Source organism: Cupriavidus sp. GW822-FHT06G04, assembly GCF_058799075.1.
In genome coordinates this window covers 150,946-173,709 of sequence record NZ_JBXALD010000005.1, presented here as the reverse complement: position 1 = coordinate 173,709, position 22,764 = coordinate 150,946, and the positions used below count along the sequence as shown (strand labels likewise).

Here is a 22,764-nt window from a genome sequence, read left to right as displayed (position 1 = left end):
AGGCGCGGGCGAAACCCGCCGACGATCACAACGGCGGCAGGCGACGCCGCACCGGTTGCGACTTGACGATGGCCGAGCTGGTTTCGGCCAGGTCGGTGATCTGTTCGAGGATATGGTCCAGGTGTTCGATCGAGCGCAGATAGAGGCGGCCGATAAAGCAGTCGTCGCCGGTGACCTTGTCGCACTCGGCAAACTCGGGAATCGCTTCGATCAGCTTCTGCACCGCGTGCAGCTTGCCCGGCAAGGGCTTGATGCGCACGATGGCCTGCATCGAAAAGCCCAGCGTGCGCGGCTCCACCTCCACCGTGAAACCCCGGATCACGCCGCGATCCTCGAGGCGGCGCAGGCGCTCCGACGCACCGGGCGCGGACAGCCCGACCTGCTCGGCCAGCGCCTTCACGGGCATGCGCGCGTCCTGCTGCAGCAGCGCCAGGATGCGGCGATCGAGATCGTCCAGCGACATAAGGTATTTTCCGTGGTTTGCCTGCAAAAAAATGGAAAGCGCGCGCCAATGACTTTCTTTTCGACTGTCGATTGTAGGGCGGAGCTCTTAAACTGCAACCCTTGATTGGCAGGAGACCCAACGTGGAAGACAGGACGCGCGGCATGCTGGAAATGGCGGCGGCGATGGTGATTTCGGGCACCATCGGCTGGCTGGTGGTGATATCGGGGCGACCGGTGACGCAGGTGGTGTTCTGGCGCTGCGCGTTTGGCGCGATGGTGCTGATTCCGGTCTGCGCGGCGCGCGGCTATTTGCGGCGCGACGCGATATCGCCGCGTCAGGTATGGCTTGCCGTGGCCGGTGGCATCGCCATCGTGGCCAACTGGCTGCTGCTGTTTTCCGCCTATTCGGGCGCGTCGATCTCGATTGCCACGGCCGTGTACAACACGCAGCCATTCATGCTGGTGGCGCTCGGCGCGCTGTTCCTCGGCGAGCGGATCACGCTGGCAAAGCTGGCGTGGCTGGCAACCGCGTTTGGCGGCATGCTGCTGATCGTGCAGGCCAAACCCGACACCGGCGCGCTGCCTGGCAACTATCTGGCCGGCATCGGCATGGCGCTGGGCGCGGCGTTCTTCTATGCGCTGGCCGCGCTGATCGCCAAGCATCTGAAGGGCGTGCCGCCGCATCTGATCGCGCTGATTCACGTGCTGGTGGGCAGCGTGGCGCTGCTGCCGCTGCTGGCGCAGGGCGGCTGGCCCACCGGGGCGCTGACATGGGGGACGCTGGCCACCATGGGCGTGGTGCACACGGGGCTGATGTATATCCTGCTGTATGGCGCGATCCAGAAACTGCCGACGCACCTGACCGGCGCGCTGTCGTTCATTTATCCTATCGTGGCCATTCTGGTGGATCGGCTGGCATTCGGGCATCACCTGCATCCCGCGCAGCTCGTGGGCGCTGCGCTGATCCTGTTGGCCGCCGCCGGCATGACGCTGGGATGGCCCTGGCGCAGGCTGCTGCCGTGGGAGGCGCGCAAGTCTTCCAGCTGAACGCTGCCGCCGGGGCCGTGACTGTCGCACACACACAGGACGGAGACACCAATATGCAAGGCAGGGAAACGCGGGGGATGTGCCGGGAGCGGCTGGGCCGGATCGAACAGTTCATCGACCAGACCTATGTATCGACCGGCAAGCTGCCCGGTGCGCTGGTGCAGGTCTGGCGGCGCGGCGAGCTGACGCTGAACACGGCGCTGGGCATGGCCGACCGCGAACGGCAGGTGCCGCTGGCCGAGGATTCCATCTTCCGCATCTATTCGATGACCAAGCCGATCACGTCGGTGGCGATCATGATGCTGCTGGAAGAATGCAAGATCGCGCTCGACGATCCGGTCAGCAAGTACATCCCTGCCTGGGAAAACCTCGGCGTGTTTGCCGGCGGTTTCATGGAGAGCTTCCAGACGCGCGCGCCGGCGCGGCCGATGCTGGTGGTGGATCTGCTGCGTCATACGTCGGGACTGACCTACGGATTCCAGCAAAACAGCAATGTCGACGCGGCATATCGCAAGCACAAGCTGGGTGACCTCGCCGTCGAAGGCACGCTCGACGACATGATCGCCAAGCTTGCCACGCTGCCGCTGGAGTTTTCGCCGGGCGAGGCGTGGAACTATTCGGTGGCCACCGACGTATTGGGCTATCTGGTCGGCAAGATCAGCGGCATGTCCTTCGACGACTTCCTCAAGCAGCGGATATTCGATCCGCTGGGCATGGTCGATACCGCGTTCCACGTGCCGCAGGAAAAGATCGGGCGTTTCTGCGCCTGCTACGCCGTCGGTACGCTGGGCTCCAAGGTGATCTCGCCGCGCGGGCCGATGCTGCAGGACGATCCGCAGGCCAGTCTCTATCTGAAGAAACCCACTTTCCTGTCGGGCGGCGGCGGCCTGGTGTCGACGGCGGCGGACTACATGCGTTTTGCGCGCATGCTGCTCAATGGCGGCGAACTGGACGGCGTGAGGCTGTTGAGCCCGAAAACGCTGGCGCTGATGACCGCCAACCACTTGCCCGGCGGAGTCGATCTGCCGCGCATGTCGCGCTCGATGTTCAGCGAAGCCACCTACGAAGGCGTGGGCTTTGGACTGGGTTTTGCCACCACCATTGCCCCGGCCAGCACGCTGATTCCCGGCAGCGCCGGTGACTTCTTCTGGGGCGGCGCGGCCAGCACGTTCTTCTGGGTGGATCCGCAGGAAGACCTGATCGGTCTGTTCCTGACTCAACTGCTGCCGTCGTCCGCCTATCCTGTGCGACGACAGCTGCGGACCCTGGTGTATAGCGCGATCACCGAGCCCGGCGCCGCGCCGCGCTGAAACGGCCGGCGCCCGGCGGGCCGGCGCGATTCGCCGGCCTCCGTCACGACGCTGCGGACAGGCAACGACAGGCAACGACAGGCGACTACAATACCCGCACGGAAAAACCGCACGCCCCCAATCCCTATGAAGCTCAAGACCTCGATCCTCGCCCTGACGGTGGCCGCCACGGCGGCAGCCAGCCCGCTGGCCCACGCCAGTGTGGCGTCGGATGCCCGCGCCTTCAAGGAAGGCGTCAAGGAAGCCGGCAAGAAAACCGGTCATGCCGTGGCGGATGCGGCACGCGCCGTCGGCCATGGCGCCAAGGCGGCGGGTCACGCCGTGGCCGACACCTCAAAGCGCGGCTACTACGCGACGAAAAAGGCCATCAAGGGCGACGACTGACCCGCGCCATGTCATGCGCGAACGGCGAATCGGCTGCACCGCACCGCACCTGCGTACAATGCCGGGCTCAATCAAAGGAATGACGTCGTGAAGAAAACCGACCTGGAAAAGAACAAGGGCCTCAAGATCGCCAACAGCATGAAGCAGAGCGGCGCCAACCGGGGCGGCTCGCTGCCGAAGGCGCAACGCCAGCCGGCCAGCAAGAACGGTCTGCTGGGCAAACTGCTGGGCAAGGCCGTGCCGGCGGAAAAACCCGAAGAATAAGCCGCGCGCGGCTCAGTGCGCGGTGCGCGCCGGCATCGCGCGCGCCACCGGACAGTTCGGATCGATCGCGCGGCATAGCGCATAAAGATCCCGCACGATCAGATGCGGCGCCTGGCCGCGGCGTGCCCATCTCGCGGCGTCCGCGGCGGCGTCGCGCACCACCCACGCGGCCTGCAGGCCTGCCGCCAGCGCCCCCACCACATCGAGATCCGCATCGTCGCCCACGTGCAGCATCTGCTCGGGACGGCAGCCTGCCGCCTGCACCGCAGCGTGAAAGATGGCGGCATCGGGCTTGGCACAGCCCGCACTCTCCGGATTCAGCGCGGCTTGAAAAAAGTGATGCCCACCGGTCACCCTGAGGCTGGCATTGCCGTTCGATACCGCCACCAACGGAAACCGTCGGCTCAGCCATTCCAGCGCCGGAAACGCATCCTCGAAGAAATCGACGCGCTGGCGCGCCGCGAAAAATACGTCGTAGGCGGCCTGCGCCAGCGCCGTATCCTCGTCCGCAAGCTCCAGCGCCATGCGGATCGACCCGAGCCGCAATTCGCGCAGGTTGTGCGCCAGATCGGGACGCGACGCCTGGAAGCGCGCACGCAATTCCCCCAGCACTTGCGGCGATGTCAGCACGGCCGCCGTGCGCGGCGCTTGTTGCAGCAACCAGTCGTGCAGCGTCTGTTCGGCGCGAATCACCGCCGGGCCGAAGGCCCACAGGGTGTCGTCGAGGTCGAGGGAAATTGCCGCGATACTGGCCAGGGAATGCATGAGGGAGGGTGCCGGGATGGGGATAAGCCCGTGGAATTTACCAAGATCCGCGCCAGACGTAAAACCCGATCGCAGCATCGCAGCACATTGCCGGATCACTGCGCCGGATCACAGCTCCGACAGGCCGAAGCGGCGCAGCGCTTCCAGATCGGTCACGCGGATGGTCTGGTAGGACAGACCGACCATGCCTTCCGCTTCCAGCCGGCGCAGCGCCTGATTCACACGCTGACGCGACAAACCGGTCAGCAGCCCGATTTCCTCCTGCGACAGCTCCAGCACGGCGCTGGTGCGCGGATACAGCGCAGGATGAAACAACTGGGCGATGGCCTGTGCCACGCGCGCGTCGGCGCCCAGCAGGCGGTCGTTCTGCACCATGGCGATAAACTGGCCCATGCGCTCGTTGAGCTGGCGCACCACGTATCCGGCAAACGGCAGGCTGTCGGCCAGCAGCGTGTTGAAGACCGGCTCGGGCACCAGCAGCACGCGCGATTCGCGGATCGCGATCACGTCGTAACGGCGCGCCTCGCGCTTGATCACGCTGCCCTCGCCGCACCAGCCGCCCGCCGGCACGCCGCAAAACGTGCATCCACGCCCGTCCGGCGTATAGACGGCCAGCTTGATCAGGCCCGCATCGACGCCGATCCAGTAACGCGAATACTCGCCGCGCCGTGCGATATAACTGTCGGCCGGATAGTTGCGCACGACCGTTTCCGCCGCGGCCAGCGCCTGATGCGCGGGCGAAAGCGCGCGATACCAGTCGTGTTGATCGAGCACAGCGTGGACGTTCATCGGAAGTCGGGGAGCGAGTGAAGCGCACCTCTGTCGTCCAGGCGACAGAGTGAGCAGGCGCCGCAATGATAGCGTGCATGCGACAACACACAACGCATCCGTCAGGATCCATACAGGAGACACCCATCATGCCGACCGATTTCGACACCGGGCTGGCCCGCAATCCCGCCAACTTCGTGCCGCTGACGCCGCTCGACTTCATCGCGCGCGCCGCACAGGTGTACGGTCACCGGCTTGCCATCGCGCACGGACCGGTGCGGCAGAACTGGCGCGACACCTACGCGCGCTGCCGCCGCCTGGCCAGCGCGCTGGCGCGTGCAGGCATCGGGCGCGGCGATACCGTGGCCGCGCTGCTGCCGAATACGCCGGCAATGGTGGAGGCACACTTCGGCGTGCCGATGGCCGGCGCCGTGCTCAACGCGCTCAATATCCGGCTGGACGCCGCCAATCTGGTCTTCATGCTGCGCCATGGCGAGGCGCGCGTGCTGCTGGCCGACACCGAGTTTGCCGATGTGGCCCGCCAGCTTGCGCGCGAGGTGCCGGGATTGAAGGTGATCGCCGTGCACGACGCGCTCGGGCCGGCCATCGACGCGCCGTTCGGCGACACCGACTACGAGCGCTTCCTGGCCGGCGGCGATCCGGAATTCGACTGGCGCACGCCCGGCGACGAATGGGACGCCATTGCGCTGAACTACACGTCCGGCACCACTGGCGACCCGAAGGGCGTGGTCTACCATCATCGCGGTGCGGCGCTCAATGCCATCTCCAACATTTTGGAATGGGACATGGGCAAGCATCCGGTCTACCTCTGGACGCTGCCGATGTTCCACTGCAACGGCTGGTGTTTTCCGTGGACCGTGGCGGCGCGCGCAGGCGTGAACGTATGCCTGCGCAAGTTCGAACCGAAGCTGGTGTTCGATCTGATGCGCGATGAAGGCGTGACCCATTACTGCGCGGCGCCGATCGTGCATACCGCGCTGGTCAGCGCGCCGCCCGCATGGCGCGAGGGTCTGCGCGGACCGGTGCGCGGCATGGTGGCCGGCGCGCCGCCGCCCGCCGCGGTGCTGGCGCAGATGGAGGCCATGGGCTTCGAACTGTCGCACGTGTACGGGCTGACCGAAGTCTATGGGCCCGCCGCTGCGTGCGCGGAGCAGGACGAATGGCGCGCGCTGTCCACCGAGGAACGCGCGGTGCTCAAGGCGCGCCAGGGCGTGCGCTATCACCTGCAAGCGGGCGTCACGGTGCTGGATCCCGACACCATGCAGCCGGTGCCGCGCGATGGCGAGACCATCGGCGAAATCATGTTCCGCGGCAATATCTGCATGAAGGGTTATCTGAAGAACGACCGTGCCACGCGCGAAGCGTTTGCCGGCGGCTGGTTCCATACGGGCGACCTCGGCGTGCTGATGCCGGACGGCTACATCAAGATCAAGGACCGCAGCAAGGACATCATCATCTCCGGCGGCGAGAACATTTCCAGCGTGGAAGTGGAAGATGCGATCTACCGGCATCCGGCCGTGATGGCGGTCGCCGTGGTCGCGCAGCCGGACAGCAAGTGGGGCGAAACGCCGTGCGCCTTCGTCGAACTGAAGGACGGCGCCGACGCCACGGCCGAGCAGATCATTGCGCACTGCCGCACGCTGCTGGCCGGATTCAAGGTGCCTAAGGCGGTCTACTTCGGACCGCTGCCCAAGACGTCGACCGGCAAGATCCAGAAGTTCGAACTGCGCAAGCAACTGAAGTCCAACGCGGCGATCGACGTCTGACGCGACGCCTGATGCGACGACTGGCGCGCGGCGGTGGCGGCTGGCGCGACCGGACTTCGGCAGGAATTTGCCGTGGCGTCCCGCGTCGGTTATCGCCCCGCTTCGACATGCGCAGGGTTTCCCCGCACCGGCCAATGTTGCAATGCAGCGCGACGCGCAGGCCATTCCGCAGGGCGGGTGACTGCGTGCATGCGCCGATTGTCGGGTGCGTGCCTTTGCATTAGGCTCTTGCACGATCCCGTACGGGCCGCGATGGCGTGCTATCGATTTGCCGACGCGACGACCCTGCGGTCAGCCCACTCCCGGCGGAGGTGTCCAAGATGCGCGACGTGCAGCGTTCCTTGCAGTCTTCGGTTTCCGTTTGTGCGAGCAGCTTCGCCGAATGGAGCGAGGCAATCAGCGCCAACTTCCTGCCGCTCGATTGCGCGCGCGACACACGCGGCGATTTTCGGGGCCGTGCCAGCCTGGCCCATTTTGGCGACAGCGTGGTGGGCGATATCGAAGTCGGCGCGCATCGCGTGGTGCGTCGGCGCGCCCATGCCGAAGCCTCGGATGCGGGCTACTTCAAGATCTTCTGGCAGTTGGCCGGCGCCAGCCGGATTGCGCAGCGCGAGCACGAGGCGGTGCTGAATCCGGGCGCGTGGTCCGTCTACGATACGACGCAGCCTTACAGCGTCGAGATGGCCGAAGGCTGCCGCGCACTGGTACTGCTGGTGCCGCAAGCGCGCAGCTTTGGCTGGCAGGAGCCGGCGCGCACGCTGTGCGGGCGCGCGCTGCCCGGCGTAGGCGCGGCGCGCATCGCGGCCGCGGCGCTGGGCGGATTGCTCCATGATGCGATGGGCGGTCACGCGCTCGATCATCGCGCGCAGGGCGTGCTCGAGGATTCGATGGTGGCGCTGGTCGAAACCGCGTTGCAGGCCGCCGCGCCACCGCACGCGCCTGCTGCGCGGCATCGGCTCGGCGATAGCCGCGTGCGCCGCATCGTGGCATATATCGACGCCGAACTGCACGACCCCGACCTGTGTGCGCAGCGCCTGGCCACCGTGTTCAACGTATCGCGCCGCACGCTTTACAACCTGTTTCGCGAATATGGGCAGACGCCCCACGCCTATATCCAGGCAAGACGCCTGCAACGCGCCGCGCAGCAGTTGGCGGCGCGCGACGGCATGGCACCGAGCATCACGGAAGTGGCGTTCGGGCTTGGCTTTGTCGATGCGGCACATTTCAGCCGCGCGTTTCACGAGCGATTCGGCATGAGCCGTCGCAATGGCGTCAGGGCAAGCACCACGCCCCCAGCGATCCCGCAATGCAGCAAATCTGACCCGCGTGGCGTGCACCCAGCGACAAGCACTATGCACGGACAGACAAGCCAGCGCGCGATGGCGTTGCTACCTTCTGTCCTCCACGGACAACGACAGGAGACACGCGTGAACGCCCCGGAACAGCATCCCCATCCCATCCGCAGCGACATGTTGATCGACGGCCAATGGCGCCAGGCCGCATCGGGCGAGACGTTCGCGGTCTTCGATCCCGCCACCGGCCAAACCATCGCGCACGTGCCAAGTGGCGACGCAGCCGACGTCGATGCTGCCGTGGCCAGCGCGCGGCAAGCCTTCCAGAGCGCCGCTTGGCGCGACATGATGCCCGCGCAGCGCGAGAGCCTGCTGCTGAAACTGGCCGATCTGGTAGAGCAGCACGGCGAAGAGCTGGCGCGCCTGGAAACGCTGAACAACGGCAAACTGCTGGCCTTTGCGCATGGACTCGATGTCGGCGGCAGCGCGCAATGGCTGCGCTACATGGCGGGATGGGCCACCAAGATCGACGGCCAGACGTTCGATATCTCGATGCCGCATCCGCCGGGCACACGCTACAGCGCGTCGACGCGCCGCGCGCCGGTGGGCGTGGTGGGCGCCATCGTGCCGTGGAATTTTCCGCTGCTGATGGCGGTGTGGAAAATCGCACCCGCGCTTGCATGCGGCTGCACGGTGGTGCTCAAGCCCGCGGAAGAAACCCCGCTGACCGCGATCCGGCTGGGCGAACTGGCGCTCGAGGCAGGCTTTCCGCCCGGCGTGTTCAACGTGGTGACCGGCGATGGCGTGGCCGGCGCGGCGCTGGTGGCGCACCCCGGCGTGGACAAGATCACCTTCACCGGATCGACCGAAGTGGGCCGCCTGATCGGCGCACGCTGTGGGCAGGATATTCGCCGCGTCTCGCTGGAGTTGGGCGGCAAAAGCCCGGTGGTGGTGCTCGACGACTGCGATCCGGCGGTGGCGATCCAGGGCGCGTCAGCGGCCATCTTCTTCAATCAGGGGCAGGTCTGCACGGCTGGGTCGCGCCTTTATGTATCGCGCCGCCACTATGACCATGTGGTCGAAGGCATTGCGCGCGTGGCCGATGCGATGGTGCTGGGATCGGGGCTCGATCCGGCCAGCCAGATGGGGCCGCTGGTGTCGGCGCGCCATCGCGACAAGGTGGTGGGCATGATCGATACCAGCCGCAGGGAAGGCGCGGAAATCGTCGCGGGCGGCGCGGAGGTGCAGCGCGACGGCTATTTCGTGCGGCCCACGGTGGTGGCCAACACCGGCAGCCGCGATCTGGAAATCGTGCGCGAGGAAGTGTTTGGCCCCGTGGTGGTGGCAATGCCGTTCGACGATCTCGATGCGGTGCTGGCGGCGGCCAACCAGTCCGCCTACGGCCTGGGCGCCAGCGTGTGGAGCAACAACCTCCGCGCGGTGCAGCGGCTGGTCGACGGCATCGATGCGGGCACCGTGTGGGTCAACTGCCATAACGTCATCGATCCCAATATGCCTTTCGGCGGCTACAAGGCCTCCGGCGTGGGGCGCGAACACGGCCGCTCTGCGATCGAATCGTATACGGAACTGAAATCGGTCTGCATGGCGTATTGAGCGGCGGCCCGGAGGTTGTAGCTGGAGAGTTGAGACGAGAGGTTGAAGGTTTGGAGCCTGGCGGTCACGCGGCGACCGTCAGGCGCCGCGACGTGAGCAGGACGAACCGGAAACACATAAAAGCAGGAAGCGCGCCGCACCAGAACAATTCCAGAACAACGATTCGAGGAGACAGAGAAGATGACCCACAACGCGAAACGGCTCCCGTGGTATCGATGCGCGGCCATCGCCATGGCCTGCCTGATGGCCGTGCCGGCGGCGGCGGCGGCGCAGTCGGCTGCACCATCTGCCAGCAAGATCCGCGCGGCCACCAGTAAGGTCGACGGCCAGTTTATCCGCGCCAATGCCGAGAAAACGCCCGACTGGCCCAGCTATGGCCTCGACTACGCGGAAACCCGCTTCAGCCGCCTCGACGCCATCAACAGCAACAACGTGAAGGACCTGGGCCTGGTGTGGTCCTATAACCTCGAATCGACGCGCGGCGTGGAATCGACGCCGCTGGTGGTAGATGGCGTCATGTACGTCACCGCATCGTGGAGCGTGGTGCATGCGGTGGACGTGCGCACCGGCAAGCGGCTGTGGTCGTTCGATCCGAAGGTCGATCGCGCGCTCGGCTATCGCGGCTGCTGCGATGTGGTGAACCGCGGCGTGGCGCTTTATCAGGGCAAGGTCTTCGTTGCATCGTACGACGGCCGCCTGATTGCGCTGGACGCCGCCACGGGCCGCAAGGTCTGGGAGAAGGACACCATCATCGACCGCAAGTATTCGTACACGATCACGGGCGCACCGCGCGTCATCAACGGCAAGGTGATCATCGGCAATGGCGGCGCGGAGTTCGGCGTGCGCGGCTACGTGACCGCGTACGACGCCAACACAGGCGCGCAGAAATGGCGCTGGTTCACCGTGCCGGGCGATCCGTCAAAGCCGTTCGAGGACGAGTCGATGGAACGCGCCGCCAAGACCTGGGACCCTGCCGGCAAATGGTGGGAAGCCGGCGGCGGCGGCACCGCGTGGGATTCGATCACATTCGATCCCGAGCTGAACCTGATGTACGTCGGCACGGGCAATGGATCGCCATGGTCGCGCAGCAAACGCAGCCCCGCAGGCGGCGACAACCTGTACCTGGCGTCGATCGTCGCGCTCGATCCGGACACCGGCAAGTACAAATGGCACTACCAGGAAACGCCGGGCGACAACTGGGACTACACGTCCACCCAGCCGATGATCCTGGCGGACCTGACGATCGACGGCCAGCCCCGCAAGGTCATCCTGCACGCGCCCAAGAACGGATTCTTCTTCGTGATCGACCGCACCAACGGGCAATTTATTTCCGCCAAGAACTTCGTCGATGTGAACTGGGCCACCGGTTACGACAAGAACGGCCGCCCCATCGAAAACCCGGAATCGCGCTCGGCCGACAAACCCTATGACGCGATTCCCGGCCCATACGGCGCGCACAACTGGCACCCGATGTCTTTCAATCCGCAGACCGGTCTGGTGTACCTGCCCGCGCAGAACGTGCCAATCAACCTGATGGACGACAAGGCATGGACCTTCAATGGCGCAAAGCCGATGCAGCCGGGCGGCAACACGGGCTGGAACACCGCCAAGTTTCTGAACGCAGAGCCGCCGAAGTCCAAGCCGTTTGGCCGCCTGCTGGCGTGGGATCCGGTGCGGCAGCAGGTGGCATGGTCGCACGAGCAAGTGTCGCCGTGGAACGGCGGCACGCTGACCACCGCCGGCAATCTGGTCTTCCAGGGCAGCGCCGATGGACGCTTTGCCGCGTATGACGCGAAGTCCGGCGACAAGCTCTGGGAAACGCCCACCGGCACCGGCGTGATCGCCGCGCCGGTGAGCTACCAGGTCGACGGCAAGCAGTACATCTCTGTGGCGGTGGGCTGGGGCGGCGTCTATGGCCTGGCGCAGCGCGCCACCGATCGCCAGGGGCCCGGCACGGTCTACACCTTCGCGTTGGGCGCGAAGGCCAAGCCGCCCGCGTTCGTCCAATATCGCACCGATGGCCTGCTGCAAGGCGTGAAGTACGACGCAGCCAAGGTCAACGACGGCGCAGGGCTCTACGTCAGCAGTTGCGTGATGTGCCACGGCGTGCCCGGCGTGGACCGCGGCGGCAACATTCCCAACCTGGGCTTCGTCAGCCCGGGCGTGATCGAGCATCTGGACAAGATCGTCTTCAAGGGACCGTTCATGGCACGCGGCATGCCCGATTTCACCGGCAAGCTCACCGCCGACGATGTCGAGAAGATCAAGGCCTTTATCCAGGGCACCGCTGATTCGGTGCGGCCGAAGGCGCAGGCGGAACTGAAGTAGCCGCGCCGATGCTGGCGGCCTGCTCGCGCAGGCTGTCAGCCGCCACCGTCGGCCGTCAGGGCGCGTTGGCCTTGCGGCCCGCCATATGGTGCAAATACGCCAGCAGGTCTTGCATTTCGCTGTCGGACAGCGTCTTCTCGTCGATGGCCGACATCTTGGCCGCGGGCCACCAGCGTAGCGATTGCGGATTGCGGATCAACCTGGTCAGCTTGTCGTCGCCCAGGTATTCCACCGGGTTGTACGGCACGTTCAGGTCCGGGCCCAGATGCGCGTCGCCCGCGCGATTCATCGAGTGACAGGAAAAACAGACGCGCTGGAACGTCGCAAAGCCGCGCACGACCGGGCCGTCTGCGGGCAGGTCGGCAGCCGGCCGGATTGCCGCGAAGCGTTCCGCCGCAGTCGCGCCGACGTCGATGCGCACGATCGCATAGGTCCACAGGCTTTCGTTGATGCTGACCGCCGCGTCCCCACGCGCGGCACCGGCAGATGACTTCGGCACCGTCCAGATCAGCCGGAATGGGCCGATGTCCTGCCCTTTGAGCGTCGGCCACGGCCTGGCGGGGTTTTCCACCGCGAGCCACGCGCGTGGCCCATCGGCACGATCGGCCAGCAGCAGAGGCATCGGCAGATGCGACACGTAGCCGTCGCTGGCGGCCGTGGTGGCGCTGCCATCCTTCGCAACCGGCAGTCCCGCCAGCAGCGCCGCCAGCGGAATCGCCTTGAATGTCATGCGGCGCTTCAGGTTGTCGTCGTCGACGGTGACATTGACCAGCCGCCGGTCCTTCAGCAACGCGGCGCGCGTAAAAGTCGTTTGCTGCGCACCGGCCGTAATGGTCAACGTGGCCGCGTCCTTGGGCGGGCTGTCGGCCTGCGCCTGGGCATGTGCCGCACCACCGATGCACGCCATGCCTGCCACCGCGACAGTCAGTGTCGTGGCGATGCTCTGGATCCAGCGAATCATGTTTTGCTCTCGACAGGAATGGGGGGCTGCCGGACCCGCCTTGCGCCCGGCTGCATAACCCTAGCGAATTGTGCCGCCTGCCGCAATCGGTCCGCGCGGCGGCTACGCCATCGAGATAACGCGCCGCACCTCCGGCGGCTGGGCAAGGCCTACTTGCCGCCCCTGTCAGCAGCCAGATGCCGCTCCAGCGCTTCATGCGCGCGACGGCCGTTCTCCGGGCCGACGTGCTCGCGCAGGACCTGTGCGACCTCCCGCAACTGCGCCGCCGTCAGCCCCGCCCAACACTGCCCACAGCACCGCGGCGAGCGCTACCACGCCAAGGTGCCGGACGGCGCGCCCGGCGCGCGCTATACCGTTCATCGGTGAGCTGCTCCATCCACGTGACCGGACGCTGTTTGTCGGGCGGGCACGGGTGAATCGATGGAATCGGAATCTTCAGCGCCGACGCGCGCCATCAGCCATGCGAGTCCGGCGCCGATGAATAGCAGCGCGGCGCTGGCTTCGAGCGTGCTCCGATAGCCGAACGTATCGAACAGGATGCCGCCGACCGTGGATCCCAGCGCGATCGACATCTGGACAATCGCCACCATCAGGCCGCCGCCTGCTTCGGCATGGTGTGGAAACGTGCGCGTGATCCAGCTCCACCATCCCACCGGCGCCGCCGTGGCAACCAGTCCCCAAAGTACCAGAAGCCCCACGACGGCCGCCGTGTTGTGTCCCAGGCCGATCAGCGCAAGCGCTATCACCCCCATCAGCGCCGGGATCGCGACGAGTACGCCATGGAACGCGCGCTTGAGCACCGCGCCAATCAGCATCGTGCCGGCAAAACCGGCCACGCCAATTGCCAGCAGGATCAGCGACAAGCTCGGGGCATCGACATGCGTGACGGTTTCGAGAAATGGGCGGACGTAGGTGAACAGCGTGAACTGTCCGGAGAAGAACACGCCGGCCGCCAGCATGCCCAGCGCAACGACCGGACGCTTCAGGTGGACGAATACATTGCCGCTGCCCTTGGGGCGAGCGGCCACTGGCATCGTTGGCAGGCTGAACCATTGCCAGGCCAGTGCGAGCAACGCCACGGGTACGAGGCAGTAGAACGCCCCGCGCCAGCCGATCAGCGTGCCGAGATAGCTGCCGGCCGGCGCCGCGATGACGGTGGCCAATGCGTTGCCGCTATTGAATATCGCCAACGCGCGCGGCACCTGGTGCGCAGGCACCAGCCGGATGGCAGTGGCCGCGGACATCGACCAGAAGCCGCCGACGACCACGCCGATCAGTGCGCGCCCGAGCATGTAGGCCGTGTAGGTCGGCGCCGCCGCGATGATGGCGCCCGATATCGTCATCACGGCCGTCAAACCCAGCAGCAGCGACTTGCGGTTCGTGTTTCCGGCAATGGCCGCGATGAAGAGGCTCGTGAACACCGCAAACGCGCCCGAGATGGCGATGCCCTGCCCGGTCATGCCTTCCGTGACATGCAGATCGGCGGACATCGGCGTCAGCAAGCTGACAGGCATGAATTCCGAGGCGATCAATGCGAAGACGCAGAGTGTCATCGCGAACACGCCGTTCCAGTGCGCGGGCGGCTGCGACGCGGGCGATTGGGGGCCCGCATGCGGCGCAGAGCGCGGCGCGGAGGTGTTGGGTAATGCGGTGTTTTCCATTGCCCGTATCATCCGCAGATTGGAGCCGGGTGACTACCCGCACAATACTTGTTGCCTTGATGAGCAAGCTTCATGAAAGACATTGATGAATCCACCTCATGAAGGCAATGAGCAGAAGCGTGTAATCAGCGTTCGCGCCATCCGCTACCATGCTGCGGTCCTCCTGCCTCCCCTCCGCCCATGACAACGCTAAACATCAACGGCCAGGTTCACGACGTCGACCTCTCCGCCGACACCCCGCTACTTTGGACGCTACGCGACGCGCTCGGCTTCACCGGCACCAAGTTCGGATGCGGCATGGCGCTTTGCGGCGCGTGTACCGTCCATGTCGACGGCCAGGCCGTGCGGTCCTGTGTCACGCCGATCTCGGCCATCGGCAACAAGCGCGTGCGCACGATCGAATCGATGGAGTCGGATCGCGTCGGGCGGGCTGTCCAGGATGCGTGGGTCGAGCTAGGCGTCGCCCAGTGCGGCTATTGCCAGGCCGGACAGATCATGACGGCCACGGCGTTGCTGAAGGCAAATCCAAAGCCCACGGATGAACAGATCGTCGCCGGCATGAGCGGCAATCTGTGCCGTTGCGGAACCTACACGCGCATCAATGCAGCGGTGAAACTGGCGTCCACAAGGCTCGCCGCCGGCAAGACGGGAGCCCAGGCATGACCCGCACCACGCACAACACGCTCGACACGCTCGACATCCCCCAGCAACCGGCGCGCCGCCGCGTGCTGCAGGCCGGCGCGGTATTCGCGCTGGCGCTCCAGTTTGGCGGCCTGATCTCGAAGGCCGATGCGGCGCAGGCGGAAAAGAAATACGGTGGCGCGGCCATGCCGGGCGGCATCGTGGACGATCCACTGGTGTTCGTGTCGATTGCGCGCGACGGCACCGTGACCATCGTGGCGCATCGCGCCGAGATGGGTACGGGCGTACGAACCAGCCTGCCGATGGTGGTCGCCGACGAAATGGAAGCGGACTGGAGCCGCGTCAGGATCGTGCAGGCGGACGCCAACGAGGCGCGCTACGGCAGCCAGAATGTGGACGGATCGCGCAGCATGCGGCATTTCCTCGCGCCGATGCGCCGGGTCGGGGCGTCAGCGCGCCAGATGCTCGAAGCTGCAGCCGCTGCGCAATGGAAGGTGCCCGTCACCGAGGTGCAGGCGCGCAACCATGAAGTCATTCACGCGGCCACGGGGCGCCGCATCGGATATGGCGATCTGGCCGAAGCCGCCATGCGCCAGCCGGTGCCCACGCATAACCAGTTGCGCCTCAAGCAGCCGGACGCATTCCGCTATATCGGCCGTGGCAAGATCCTTCCGACCGATAGCCGCGATATCGTGCACGGCAAGGCCACCTACGGTATCGACGTGCGACTGCCGGGCATGGTCTACGCGGTGATCGCACGTCCGCCCGTCTATGGCGGCAAGCTGCGCAAGGTCGATAGCGCGGACGCATTGAAGGTGCCCGGCGTGCTGCGCGTCATCGAACTGAAGCCCTACGACGGCCCGCCGCTGTTCAATCCCGTTGGCGGTGTTGCCGTGGTGGCCACCAACACCTGGGCGGCGATGCAGGGCCGCGCGGCACTCAAGCTCGACTGGGACCATGGCGCCAATGCGGGCTACGACTCGGCCGCTTTCCGCCGCACGCTCGAAGCCGGCGCGCGCAAGCCCGGCAAGGCGTTGCGCAGCGATGGCGATGCCGTGGCGGCGCTGTCGGCTGCCGGCGCGCAGCGCAAGGTTTCCGCCGAGTACTACATCCCGCATCTCGCGCATGCCTCGATGGAAACCCCCGTGGCCACCGCGCGCTTTGTCGACGGCAAGTGCGAGATCTGGGCGCCTTCGCAAGCGCCGCAGGGCGCATTGGAAAGCGTGGCGAAGCACCTCGGCATCGACACCCGGGACGTGACGCTGCATCTGACCTTGCTGGGCGGCGGATTTGGGCGCAAGTCGATGGCGGACTTTATCTCCGAAGCCGCGCTGGTATCCAAGGCGATGGACGGCAAGCCGGTCAAGCTGCAGTGGACGCGCGACGACGACATTCATCACGACTACTACCACACGGTGTCGGTCGAGCGCATCGAGGCCGCGCTCGATGCCAGCGGCAAACCGACGGCATGGCTGCACAGGTCGGCAGCGCCCACCATCGCTTCGACGTTCACGGTTGGGGCGATGGGCAAGGCGCCGTTCGAAGCGGGGATGACAGCCATCAACATCCCGTACCAGATCCCGTCGATCCGGCTGGAATCGGCCGACGTGCCCGCGCATACGCGCATTGGCTGGTTCCGTTCGGTGTCGAATATCCCGCATGCGTTCGCGGTGCAGAGCTTCGTTGCGGAACTCGCGCATCAGGCGCGTCGTGACCCGAAGGACTATCTGCTGGAACTGATCGGCCCGCCGCGCAAGATCGACCCCACAACGCTGTCGGACAGCTGGAACTACAACGAATCGCCTGACGTGTATCCACTCGACACCGGCCGCATGCGCCGGGTCATCGAGGAAGCGGCGCGCAGGGCCAATTGGGGCCGCAAGCTGCCGAAGGGGCATGGTCTGGGCATCGCTATGGCTTACAGCTTCGTGACCTATGTGGCCACCGTGGTCGAAGTGGCGGTGGATGCCAAGGGCCAGATCACCATTCCGCGCGTGGACATGGCGATCGATTGCGGGCCGCAGGTCAATCCCGAGCGCATTCGCTCGCAGGTGGAAGGCGGTTGCGTGATGGGCATCGGCCTGGCGATGCTCGGCGAGATCTCTTTCAAGGACGGCCGCGTGCAGCAAAGCAACTTCCACGACTTCGAGATCCTGCGTTCCCACATGGCGCCACGAGCCATCCACACGTGGATGGTGGGCGGCGATTTCGACGTGCCGCCCGGCGGCGTCGGCGAGCCGCCCGTGCCGCCCATCGCGCCCGCGCTGTGCAACGCGATCTTTGCGGCGACCGGAACGCGCATTCGGTCGTTGCCTATCCGTGACCAGCTTTCGCAGGCTTAGACGTCATGCCATCCGGTTTGTACCGGATGGCGTCGATGACGATCTTGAGCGCCCGCGATGACTGCCTGCGGCTTGGATAAAACGCGTGATAGCCGGGGAAGGTGGGACACCAGTCTTCCATGACCTTGACCAGTTTTCCCTTGTCCGCAAAGGGCTGGATGATCGGCAACGGCAGGAACACAAGTCCGAAGCCGTCGAGCGCGGCATTGAGCATCTGATTGACGCCGTTGCACACCACCTGCCCTTCCACGCGCGCCTGCAGCTTCTTGGACCCCTTGGCCAGTTCCCACGCATAAAGCCCGCCGCTGGTGGCCAGCCGCAAGCAGATGCAGCGGTGCGATAGCAGATCGCGCGGCGTCATCGGCTTGTCGCGCCCCTTGAAATATGCGGGCGCCGCCGCGATGGCCATCTTCACGTCGGGACTGATGCGCACGGCGATCATGTCCTTCTCGATTTGATCACCGAATCGCACGCCGATGTCGTAACGATCTCCAACGATATTGGTAAGGCCGTAGTCGACGGTCAGCTCGACATTGAGCTCCGGGTACTGTGGTAGCACCTTGGCCAGACGTGGCCAGATGATGGCGTCGATCGGATGGTCCACCGCCGTGATGCGGATGGTGCCAGCCGGACGATCGCCCAGCTCGGCCACCGCCGAGAGATCGGCTTCGATTTCATCGAACTTCGGCCCGATCGAGCGGATCAGCCTTTCGCCGGCCTCGGTAGTCGACACGCTGCGCGTGGTCCGCGTAAGCAGCCGCACGCCGAGTTTTGTCTCGAGATTGCGGATGGTGTGGCTCAACGCCGATTGCGTGACGTCGAGGCGAGCCGCCGCGCGCGTGAAGCTTCGCTCGCGGGCGACGGTAATCAATGCGAGGAGATCGTTGAGGTTATGACGGGGCATGGTCAGGGCGCGCCGCGTTTGGCGCTATGAATGCATTTCATGAATTTTCGCCCTATTGTTCTGCCTGTCGCGCGCGACGCGCAAGTGTTTTGTCAGGACGCCTCCATGCACCCTTCGCACCCTTCGCAGACTTCAGATCATCCGTTTTGCCTCTTGCCCGGCGCGAACGCTATCGCCACGACTCCGGCGCGCCGCCCAGAGATCACGGTCACGCGCGCCGATGTCCAGCCATCGATGGGAGGGGCAGCCGCCAGCTTTACCGGCAGCGTGCGCATCGACGCGCATTTCCAGGCACCCCTGCCTGCCCGCGTCGGCGGCGCCACCGTCACGTTCGCACCCGGTGCGCGCACTGCATGGCACAGTCACCCGCTCGGGCAGACGCTTCTGGTCGTGGCCGGCACGGGCTTCGTCCAGCAATGGGGCGACTTGGTCCAGACCATCCGGCCGGGCGACATCGTCTGGATTCCACCCAATACCAAACACTGGCACGGCGCGACAGCCCATTCGACCATGGTGCATATCGCGATTGCGGAGGCGCTTGAAGGGAAGGCGGTGGACTGGATGGAGCCCGTGGACGACGAGCAGTACGGCAGCGCGGGGCAGCGGTAGGCGTATGCATCAACAACGCCAGCGCCTTGCCCAGAACCGCTTCGCCCTGCAGAGTCTCGATCGCGGGTTCGGCGTGCCGCACCCGCTTGCCTAGACGCCTGCCGCCTGCAACGTCAAATGCGCGGCAGCGCGCCGGGGTTGCGCCAGCGACGGGCCACTCTGGTGCACGTCGATGCTGAACACCGCCACCGCATCGGACAAGCGCTGCGCCTGCTCTTCGAGCGCGCCTGCCGCGGCGGCGGCCTGTTCCACCAGCGCGGCGTTCTGCTGCGTGACCTCGTCCATTTGCGTGACGGCCTGATTCACCTGATCGATGCCGCTGCTTTGCTCGGCAGCCGCCGCGGCGATTTCGTTCATCAGATCGCTGACCCGGGCGATGGCGTCGACGATTTCGCCCATCGTGCTGCCGGATTGCGCCACCAGGCCTGCGCCCGCTTCCACGCGATTGGCGGACAACTCGATCAGTCCCTTGATTTCCTTGGCTGCGCCCGCGCTGCGCTGCGCCAGCGCGCGCACCTCGGACGCCACCACGGCGAACCCGCGCCCCTGCTCTCCGGCGCGCGCCGCTTCCACGGCTGCATTGAGGGCGAGGATATTGGTCTGGAACGCGATGCTTTCGATCACGCCGACGATGTCGCCAATCTTGTGTGAATCCGCCACGATGTGCTGCATGGTGTCGACCACCTGTTGCGACAGTTCCCCGCCCTGCGCGGCCAGACCCGATGCGCCTTGCGCCAGCCGGCTGGCTTGCGTGGCGTTGTCGGCGGTCTGCTTCACGGTGGACGTCAGTTGTTCCATGCTGGCCGCCGTCTGTTCGAGCGACGCGGCCTGTTCCTCGGTGCGCTGCGAGAGATCGGTATTGCCGCTGGAGATTTCGTGCACGCCGAGGCGGATCGCATCGGTGCCGCCACGCACTGTGCCCACGGTCTCGATCAGCGACGCCTGCATCAGCTGTAGAGCGCTGGTCAGGCGATGCATCTCGCGGCTGCGCGCAATCTGCACGCGCCCGGTCAGATCGCCGCTTGCAATGCGCTGGAATTGCGCGACAGCGGCATCGACAGGCGCGACGATGGCGCGGATCATCGCCACACGCGCCAGCCACGCCAGCAACAGCGCGCCTGCCAGGCCGATCGCCACCGCCCAGACCACGATGCGAAAGCGCGCCTGCGCGTCGTTGTAGCGGCGCTCCCCGTAGGAGACCTGCAGGGTTTCCAGCGCCAGCATCGCTTTCTCGTAGGCACCGTAGAGTGGCGGCAGCTTGTGCGCCTGCAGTTGCAGGAAAGTCTGACGATCCCCGGCCTTCAGCGCGGCCAGCGCGGGATCGACGCCTTCGCGCAGGAATTTGGCGCGCTTGTCCTGCATGTCCTTGAGCAGGCGCTGCTGTTGCTCGTCGCCATTGCCTGTCACGCTCAGATAGTGATCGATGCGCTCGTTGGCGTTGACCAGATATTGGTCGAAACGCTTGAGCACGGCCTTGGCGCCATCCTGATCGCCGAGTTCGGTCAGCGACGCATAGGTGGCCAGCGCCAGACGCAAGCGCAGCAACTGGGCCGCGCTACCCTCCAGATCGGCCACCGCTGGGGTGTCGACGGTGTAGGTCTGCCGCAGCGCATCATTGCCCGCGTGTATCGAATACAGCCCCACAGCGGCGCCGATCACGAGCGCCACACCAAAGAACGCGACCAGCAAGCTCAACGAGCCCCTGATCGACAGTTGCTTCATCATTTCATGTCTCCGTAAGCGTGCGGCGCGGGGTCATTGCCCACTGCGCGGTGATGAAGGTCTGCCGTCCGGCTGCGCCGCTGGTTATCGTTATCGGACGGACCTATTTCGGTCTACGGCTGCGGGGACGCAAAACTTGAGGCGGGATGGCGGCGGCAGCCACGGCCGCGGCCATCCACTTCGCTTAATGCGCCGCGCGAAAAATCTCAATTCCATTCGCCGTTCGCGCCACGCACACTCGCCGGCTGTTCCTGTTTCGTCTCGCGCCAGCCCGCGCGTGCCTGCACATGCCCGCGTCCCACCTTGCGTCCCACCTCGTCGATTGCCGCGCAACGCGGCGGCCGCCACCCTCCGCCCGGCGCCAAGATGTCCGCTGCGCGATGCGTACGCCGCTGGCCGCGACGCTGCTGTGCCTGGCGGCGATAAGCGGCGCCGCCCACGCCGCGCCGGTCGATTTGCCGGGTGAGCTGCCCAACATGGTGGGCCTCGGCATCGGGTCCACCACGCAATACGCGGGCGGCAACGAAAGAATGCTGGGCGTGGTGCCCGGCCTGCGCTACACCACCGAGAGCGGCAAGCTGCTGGAATGGTACGGTCCGTTCGCGCAGTTCAACTTTGGCGGCCTGACCGGCCTGCAATACGGGCCCGCCGTGGGGCTGCGCCTGGGCCGCAAGAACGTCGACGACCCGGTTGTCGCGCGCATCCACGACATCGACACCACGGTGGAGGCCGGCGGATTTATCGGCTACGAATACATCGCCACGGGCGGCGTCCCCTACCGGCTGCGCGGCGGCGTCAATGTGATGACCAATGCGGGAATCGAGTACGGCGGCATGCGCGTCACCGCGTCGGGCACGTTCTGGGCGCCGGTTTCGCCGCGCGTGTTCCTTGGCGCGGGCTTCGGCATGACGTGGGTGAGCCGCAGCTTCAACCAGACCTATTTTGGCGTCACGTCCGGCGACAGCGCGGCCAGCGGCCTGCCGATCTACAGCCCCGGCGGCGGCCTCGAACAATACACGGGCTGGCTGGCGGCGATCTACCAGATCGACAAGCACTGGCATGCGGGCGCGATGATCTACACGCAACGGCTGACCGGGGGCGCCGGCGACAGCCCCATCGTGACCCAGCGCGGCACCCGTAATCAGATCACCTACGGCGCGGGCCTGGCCTACGCTTGGCGCTGAGCGTCCCCAGCGCGGCAGGCGCGTCCATGCAGGCAACGGCCATCGTGGCGCATCCGCAGCCTCAAGGCAAACCAAAGCAAAACATGTCGATCGGGCGGCGTGCGCAAGAAATACTTGCGCGATCCGAAACCTGCCGATAGAATTCGCCCCTCTTCAGGCTCGTAGCTCAGCTGGTTAGAGCACCACCTTGACATGGTGGGGGTCGTTGGTTCGAGTCCAATCGAGCCTACCAACGCACAAACAGGAACGGACGGTCGCCGAAAGGCACCGTCCGTTTTTGTCTTGGTTTTGGGCCGGTATGGCCCGATTTGGGCCCTGTTTTGGCCTTTCCCCGCCGCCAGTCGCCATGACAGCCGCGACATTTTCGGCATCACGCACCACGGAGCGCCCCCATGATTCAGCCCGGCAACGTATTCAAGGACAACCTCGCCCAGCTGCCCGCGATCGACGGCATCGCGCGCATCGATCTGCTCGATGCGCAACGCGTCGTCGCCGCGAGCATCGAAAACATGCCGGGCAAGCAGGGTTCGGTGGCTGTCTACAACTATATTCGGCAGTCATTCGACAAACTCGATGCGCAGGCCGCGGCGCATGCGCTGGAAGTGTTTGCCGAGCACACCGCCGACGCCCGCAACCGGCCCGGCGCGCATCCCAATGTCGACCGCCTGCTGGCCATCGTGGCCGGCGCGCCCGCGCTGCGCATCGAGGTCGTGGCCAAGGGCTGATTGCGCATCTG

General features: G+C 65.9%; 19 protein-coding genes, 1 tRNA gene and 1 pseudogene. 14 read left to right on the top strand and 7 right to left on the bottom strand.

The genetic code is table 11. From position 1 onward, the window contains the following. Nucleotides 1–25: 25 nt before the first annotated feature. Nucleotides 26–463, bottom strand: a complete 438-nt coding sequence (locus AC1RKI_RS13670; protein ID WP_061954630.1) for an Lrp/AsnC family transcriptional regulator — start codon at nt 461–463, stop codon at nt 26–28. Between the two features lie 122 nt (nt 464–585). On the opposite strand from AC1RKI_RS13670, the gene AC1RKI_RS13665 reads away from it, so the two are divergent. From AC1RKI_RS13665 to AC1RKI_RS13650, 4 genes are all read left to right on the top strand, one after another. Further along, on the top strand, nt 586–1,491 hold the full coding sequence (locus AC1RKI_RS13665) for a DMT family transporter (RefSeq protein WP_492795722.1): 906 nt from the start codon (nt 586–588) through the stop codon (nt 1,489–1,491). A 53-nt stretch (nt 1,492–1,544) separates the two neighbouring features. Then, nucleotides 1,545–2,801 carry a serine hydrolase domain-containing protein gene (locus AC1RKI_RS13660; protein WP_061954694.1) on the top strand — a complete coding sequence of 419 codons (1,257 nt, stop codon included), beginning with the start codon at nt 1,545–1,547 and terminating at the stop codon, nt 2,799–2,801. 126 nt (nt 2,802–2,927) lie between these two features. Further along, nucleotides 2,928–3,185: a hypothetical protein gene (locus AC1RKI_RS13655; protein WP_150980374.1), complete on the top strand. Its 258-nt coding sequence runs from the start codon at nt 2,928–2,930 to the stop codon at nt 3,183–3,185. An 87-nt stretch (nt 3,186–3,272) separates the two neighbouring features. Beyond that, nucleotides 3,273–3,449, top strand: a complete 177-nt coding sequence (locus AC1RKI_RS13650) for a hypothetical protein (RefSeq protein WP_157779473.1) — start codon at nt 3,273–3,275, stop codon at nt 3,447–3,449. A 12-nt stretch (nt 3,450–3,461) separates the two neighbouring features. Here AC1RKI_RS13650 and AC1RKI_RS13645 read toward each other — a convergent pair whose 3' ends face one another. Continuing rightward, nucleotides 3,462–4,214: an HAD family hydrolase gene (locus AC1RKI_RS13645; protein WP_492795720.1), complete on the bottom strand. Its 753-nt coding sequence runs from the start codon at nt 4,212–4,214 to the stop codon at nt 3,462–3,464. Nucleotides 4,215–4,322: 108 nt separating this feature from the next. Then, nucleotides 4,323–5,003 (bottom strand): Crp/Fnr family transcriptional regulator, encoded by a 681-nt coding sequence (locus AC1RKI_RS13640; RefSeq protein WP_341248889.1) that lies wholly within the window; start codon nt 5,001–5,003, stop codon nt 4,323–4,325. Nucleotides 5,004–5,131: 128 nt separating this feature from the next. Here AC1RKI_RS13640 and AC1RKI_RS13635 point away from each other — a divergent pair, with 128 nt between their 5' ends. From AC1RKI_RS13635 to AC1RKI_RS13620, 4 genes and pseudogenes are all read left to right on the top strand, one after another. Then, a complete protein-coding gene (locus AC1RKI_RS13635; RefSeq protein WP_061954623.1) occupies nt 5,132–6,769 on the top strand; it encodes an acyl-CoA synthetase in 1,638 nt (545 codons plus the stop codon). A gap of 320 nt (nt 6,770–7,089) precedes the next feature. Then, a pseudogene (locus AC1RKI_RS13630) lies at nt 7,090–8,016 on the top strand (AraC-like ligand-binding domain-containing protein); the annotation flags it as partial. A gap of 222 nt (nt 8,017–8,238) precedes the next feature. After that, entirely contained in the window at nt 8,239–9,675 is a 1,437-nt protein-coding gene (gene styD, locus AC1RKI_RS13625; protein ID WP_492795905.1) for a phenylacetaldehyde dehydrogenase StyD, read from the top strand. Nucleotides 9,676–9,855: 180 nt separating this feature from the next. After that, nucleotides 9,856–12,003, top strand: a complete 2,148-nt coding sequence (locus tag AC1RKI_RS13620; protein WP_492795717.1) for a PQQ-dependent dehydrogenase, methanol/ethanol family — start codon at nt 9,856–9,858, stop codon at nt 12,001–12,003. A gap of 55 nt (nt 12,004–12,058) precedes the next feature. Here AC1RKI_RS13620 and AC1RKI_RS13615 read toward each other — a convergent pair whose 3' ends face one another. Together AC1RKI_RS13615 and AC1RKI_RS13610 are read right to left on the bottom strand one after the other, a co-directional pair. Further along, nucleotides 12,059–12,910: a cytochrome c gene (locus AC1RKI_RS13615; RefSeq protein WP_492795904.1), complete on the bottom strand. Its 852-nt coding sequence runs from the start codon at nt 12,908–12,910 to the stop codon at nt 12,059–12,061. A gap of 410 nt (nt 12,911–13,320) precedes the next feature. Next, complete coding sequence (locus AC1RKI_RS13610; RefSeq protein WP_492795902.1) at nt 13,321–14,517, bottom strand: MFS transporter; 1,197 nt, start codon at nt 14,515–14,517, stop codon at nt 13,321–13,323. 288 nt (nt 14,518–14,805) lie between these two features. Between AC1RKI_RS13610 and AC1RKI_RS13605 the strand changes: the two genes are divergently transcribed. Continuing rightward, the gene (locus AC1RKI_RS13605; RefSeq protein ID WP_150980360.1) at nt 14,806–15,288 is read left to right on the top strand and encodes a (2Fe-2S)-binding protein; all 483 of its coding nucleotides are present in this window, start codon (nt 14,806–14,808) and stop codon (nt 15,286–15,288) included. Next, nucleotides 15,285–17,609 (top strand): xanthine dehydrogenase family protein molybdopterin-binding subunit, encoded by a 2,325-nt coding sequence (locus AC1RKI_RS13600; RefSeq protein WP_492795715.1) that lies wholly within the window; start codon nt 15,285–15,287, stop codon nt 17,607–17,609. The genes AC1RKI_RS13605 and AC1RKI_RS13600 overlap by 4 nt, the downstream gene beginning before the upstream one ends. On the opposite strand, the gene AC1RKI_RS13595 is transcribed toward AC1RKI_RS13600, so the two are convergent. Further along, complete coding sequence (locus AC1RKI_RS13595) at nt 17,581–18,513, bottom strand: LysR family transcriptional regulator (protein WP_150980354.1); 933 nt, start codon at nt 18,511–18,513, stop codon at nt 17,581–17,583. The two genes, AC1RKI_RS13600 and AC1RKI_RS13595, sit on opposite strands and share 29 nt — an antisense overlap. Nucleotides 18,514–18,543: 30 nt before the next feature. Here AC1RKI_RS13595 and AC1RKI_RS13590 point away from each other — a divergent pair, with 30 nt between their 5' ends. Then, nucleotides 18,544–19,122, top strand: a complete 579-nt coding sequence (locus AC1RKI_RS13590) for a (R)-mandelonitrile lyase (protein ID WP_492795713.1) — start codon at nt 18,544–18,546, stop codon at nt 19,120–19,122. A gap of 90 nt (nt 19,123–19,212) precedes the next feature. Here AC1RKI_RS13590 and AC1RKI_RS13585 read toward each other — a convergent pair whose 3' ends face one another. Further along, entirely contained in the window at nt 19,213–20,847 is a 1,635-nt protein-coding gene (locus tag AC1RKI_RS13585; protein WP_492795711.1) for a methyl-accepting chemotaxis protein, read from the bottom strand. 377 nt (nt 20,848–21,224) lie between these two features. Here AC1RKI_RS13585 and AC1RKI_RS13580 point away from each other — a divergent pair, with 377 nt between their 5' ends. The 3 genes from AC1RKI_RS13580 to AC1RKI_RS13570 all read left to right on the top strand — a co-directional run bounded on the left by AC1RKI_RS13580 (nt 21,225) and on the right by AC1RKI_RS13570 (nt 22,753). Continuing rightward, a complete protein-coding gene (locus tag AC1RKI_RS13580) occupies nt 21,225–22,028 on the top strand; it encodes a MipA/OmpV family protein (RefSeq protein WP_492795709.1) in 804 nt (267 codons plus the stop codon). Nucleotides 22,029–22,183: 155 nt separating this feature from the next. Beyond that, nucleotides 22,184–22,260: transfer RNA gene (locus AC1RKI_RS13575), tRNA-Val, on the top strand. A 160-nt stretch (nt 22,261–22,420) separates the two neighbouring features. After that, nucleotides 22,421–22,753: a DUF2322 family protein gene (locus tag AC1RKI_RS13570; RefSeq protein WP_492795707.1), complete on the top strand. Its 333-nt coding sequence runs from the start codon at nt 22,421–22,423 to the stop codon at nt 22,751–22,753. Nucleotides 22,754–22,764: the final 11 nt, after the last annotated feature.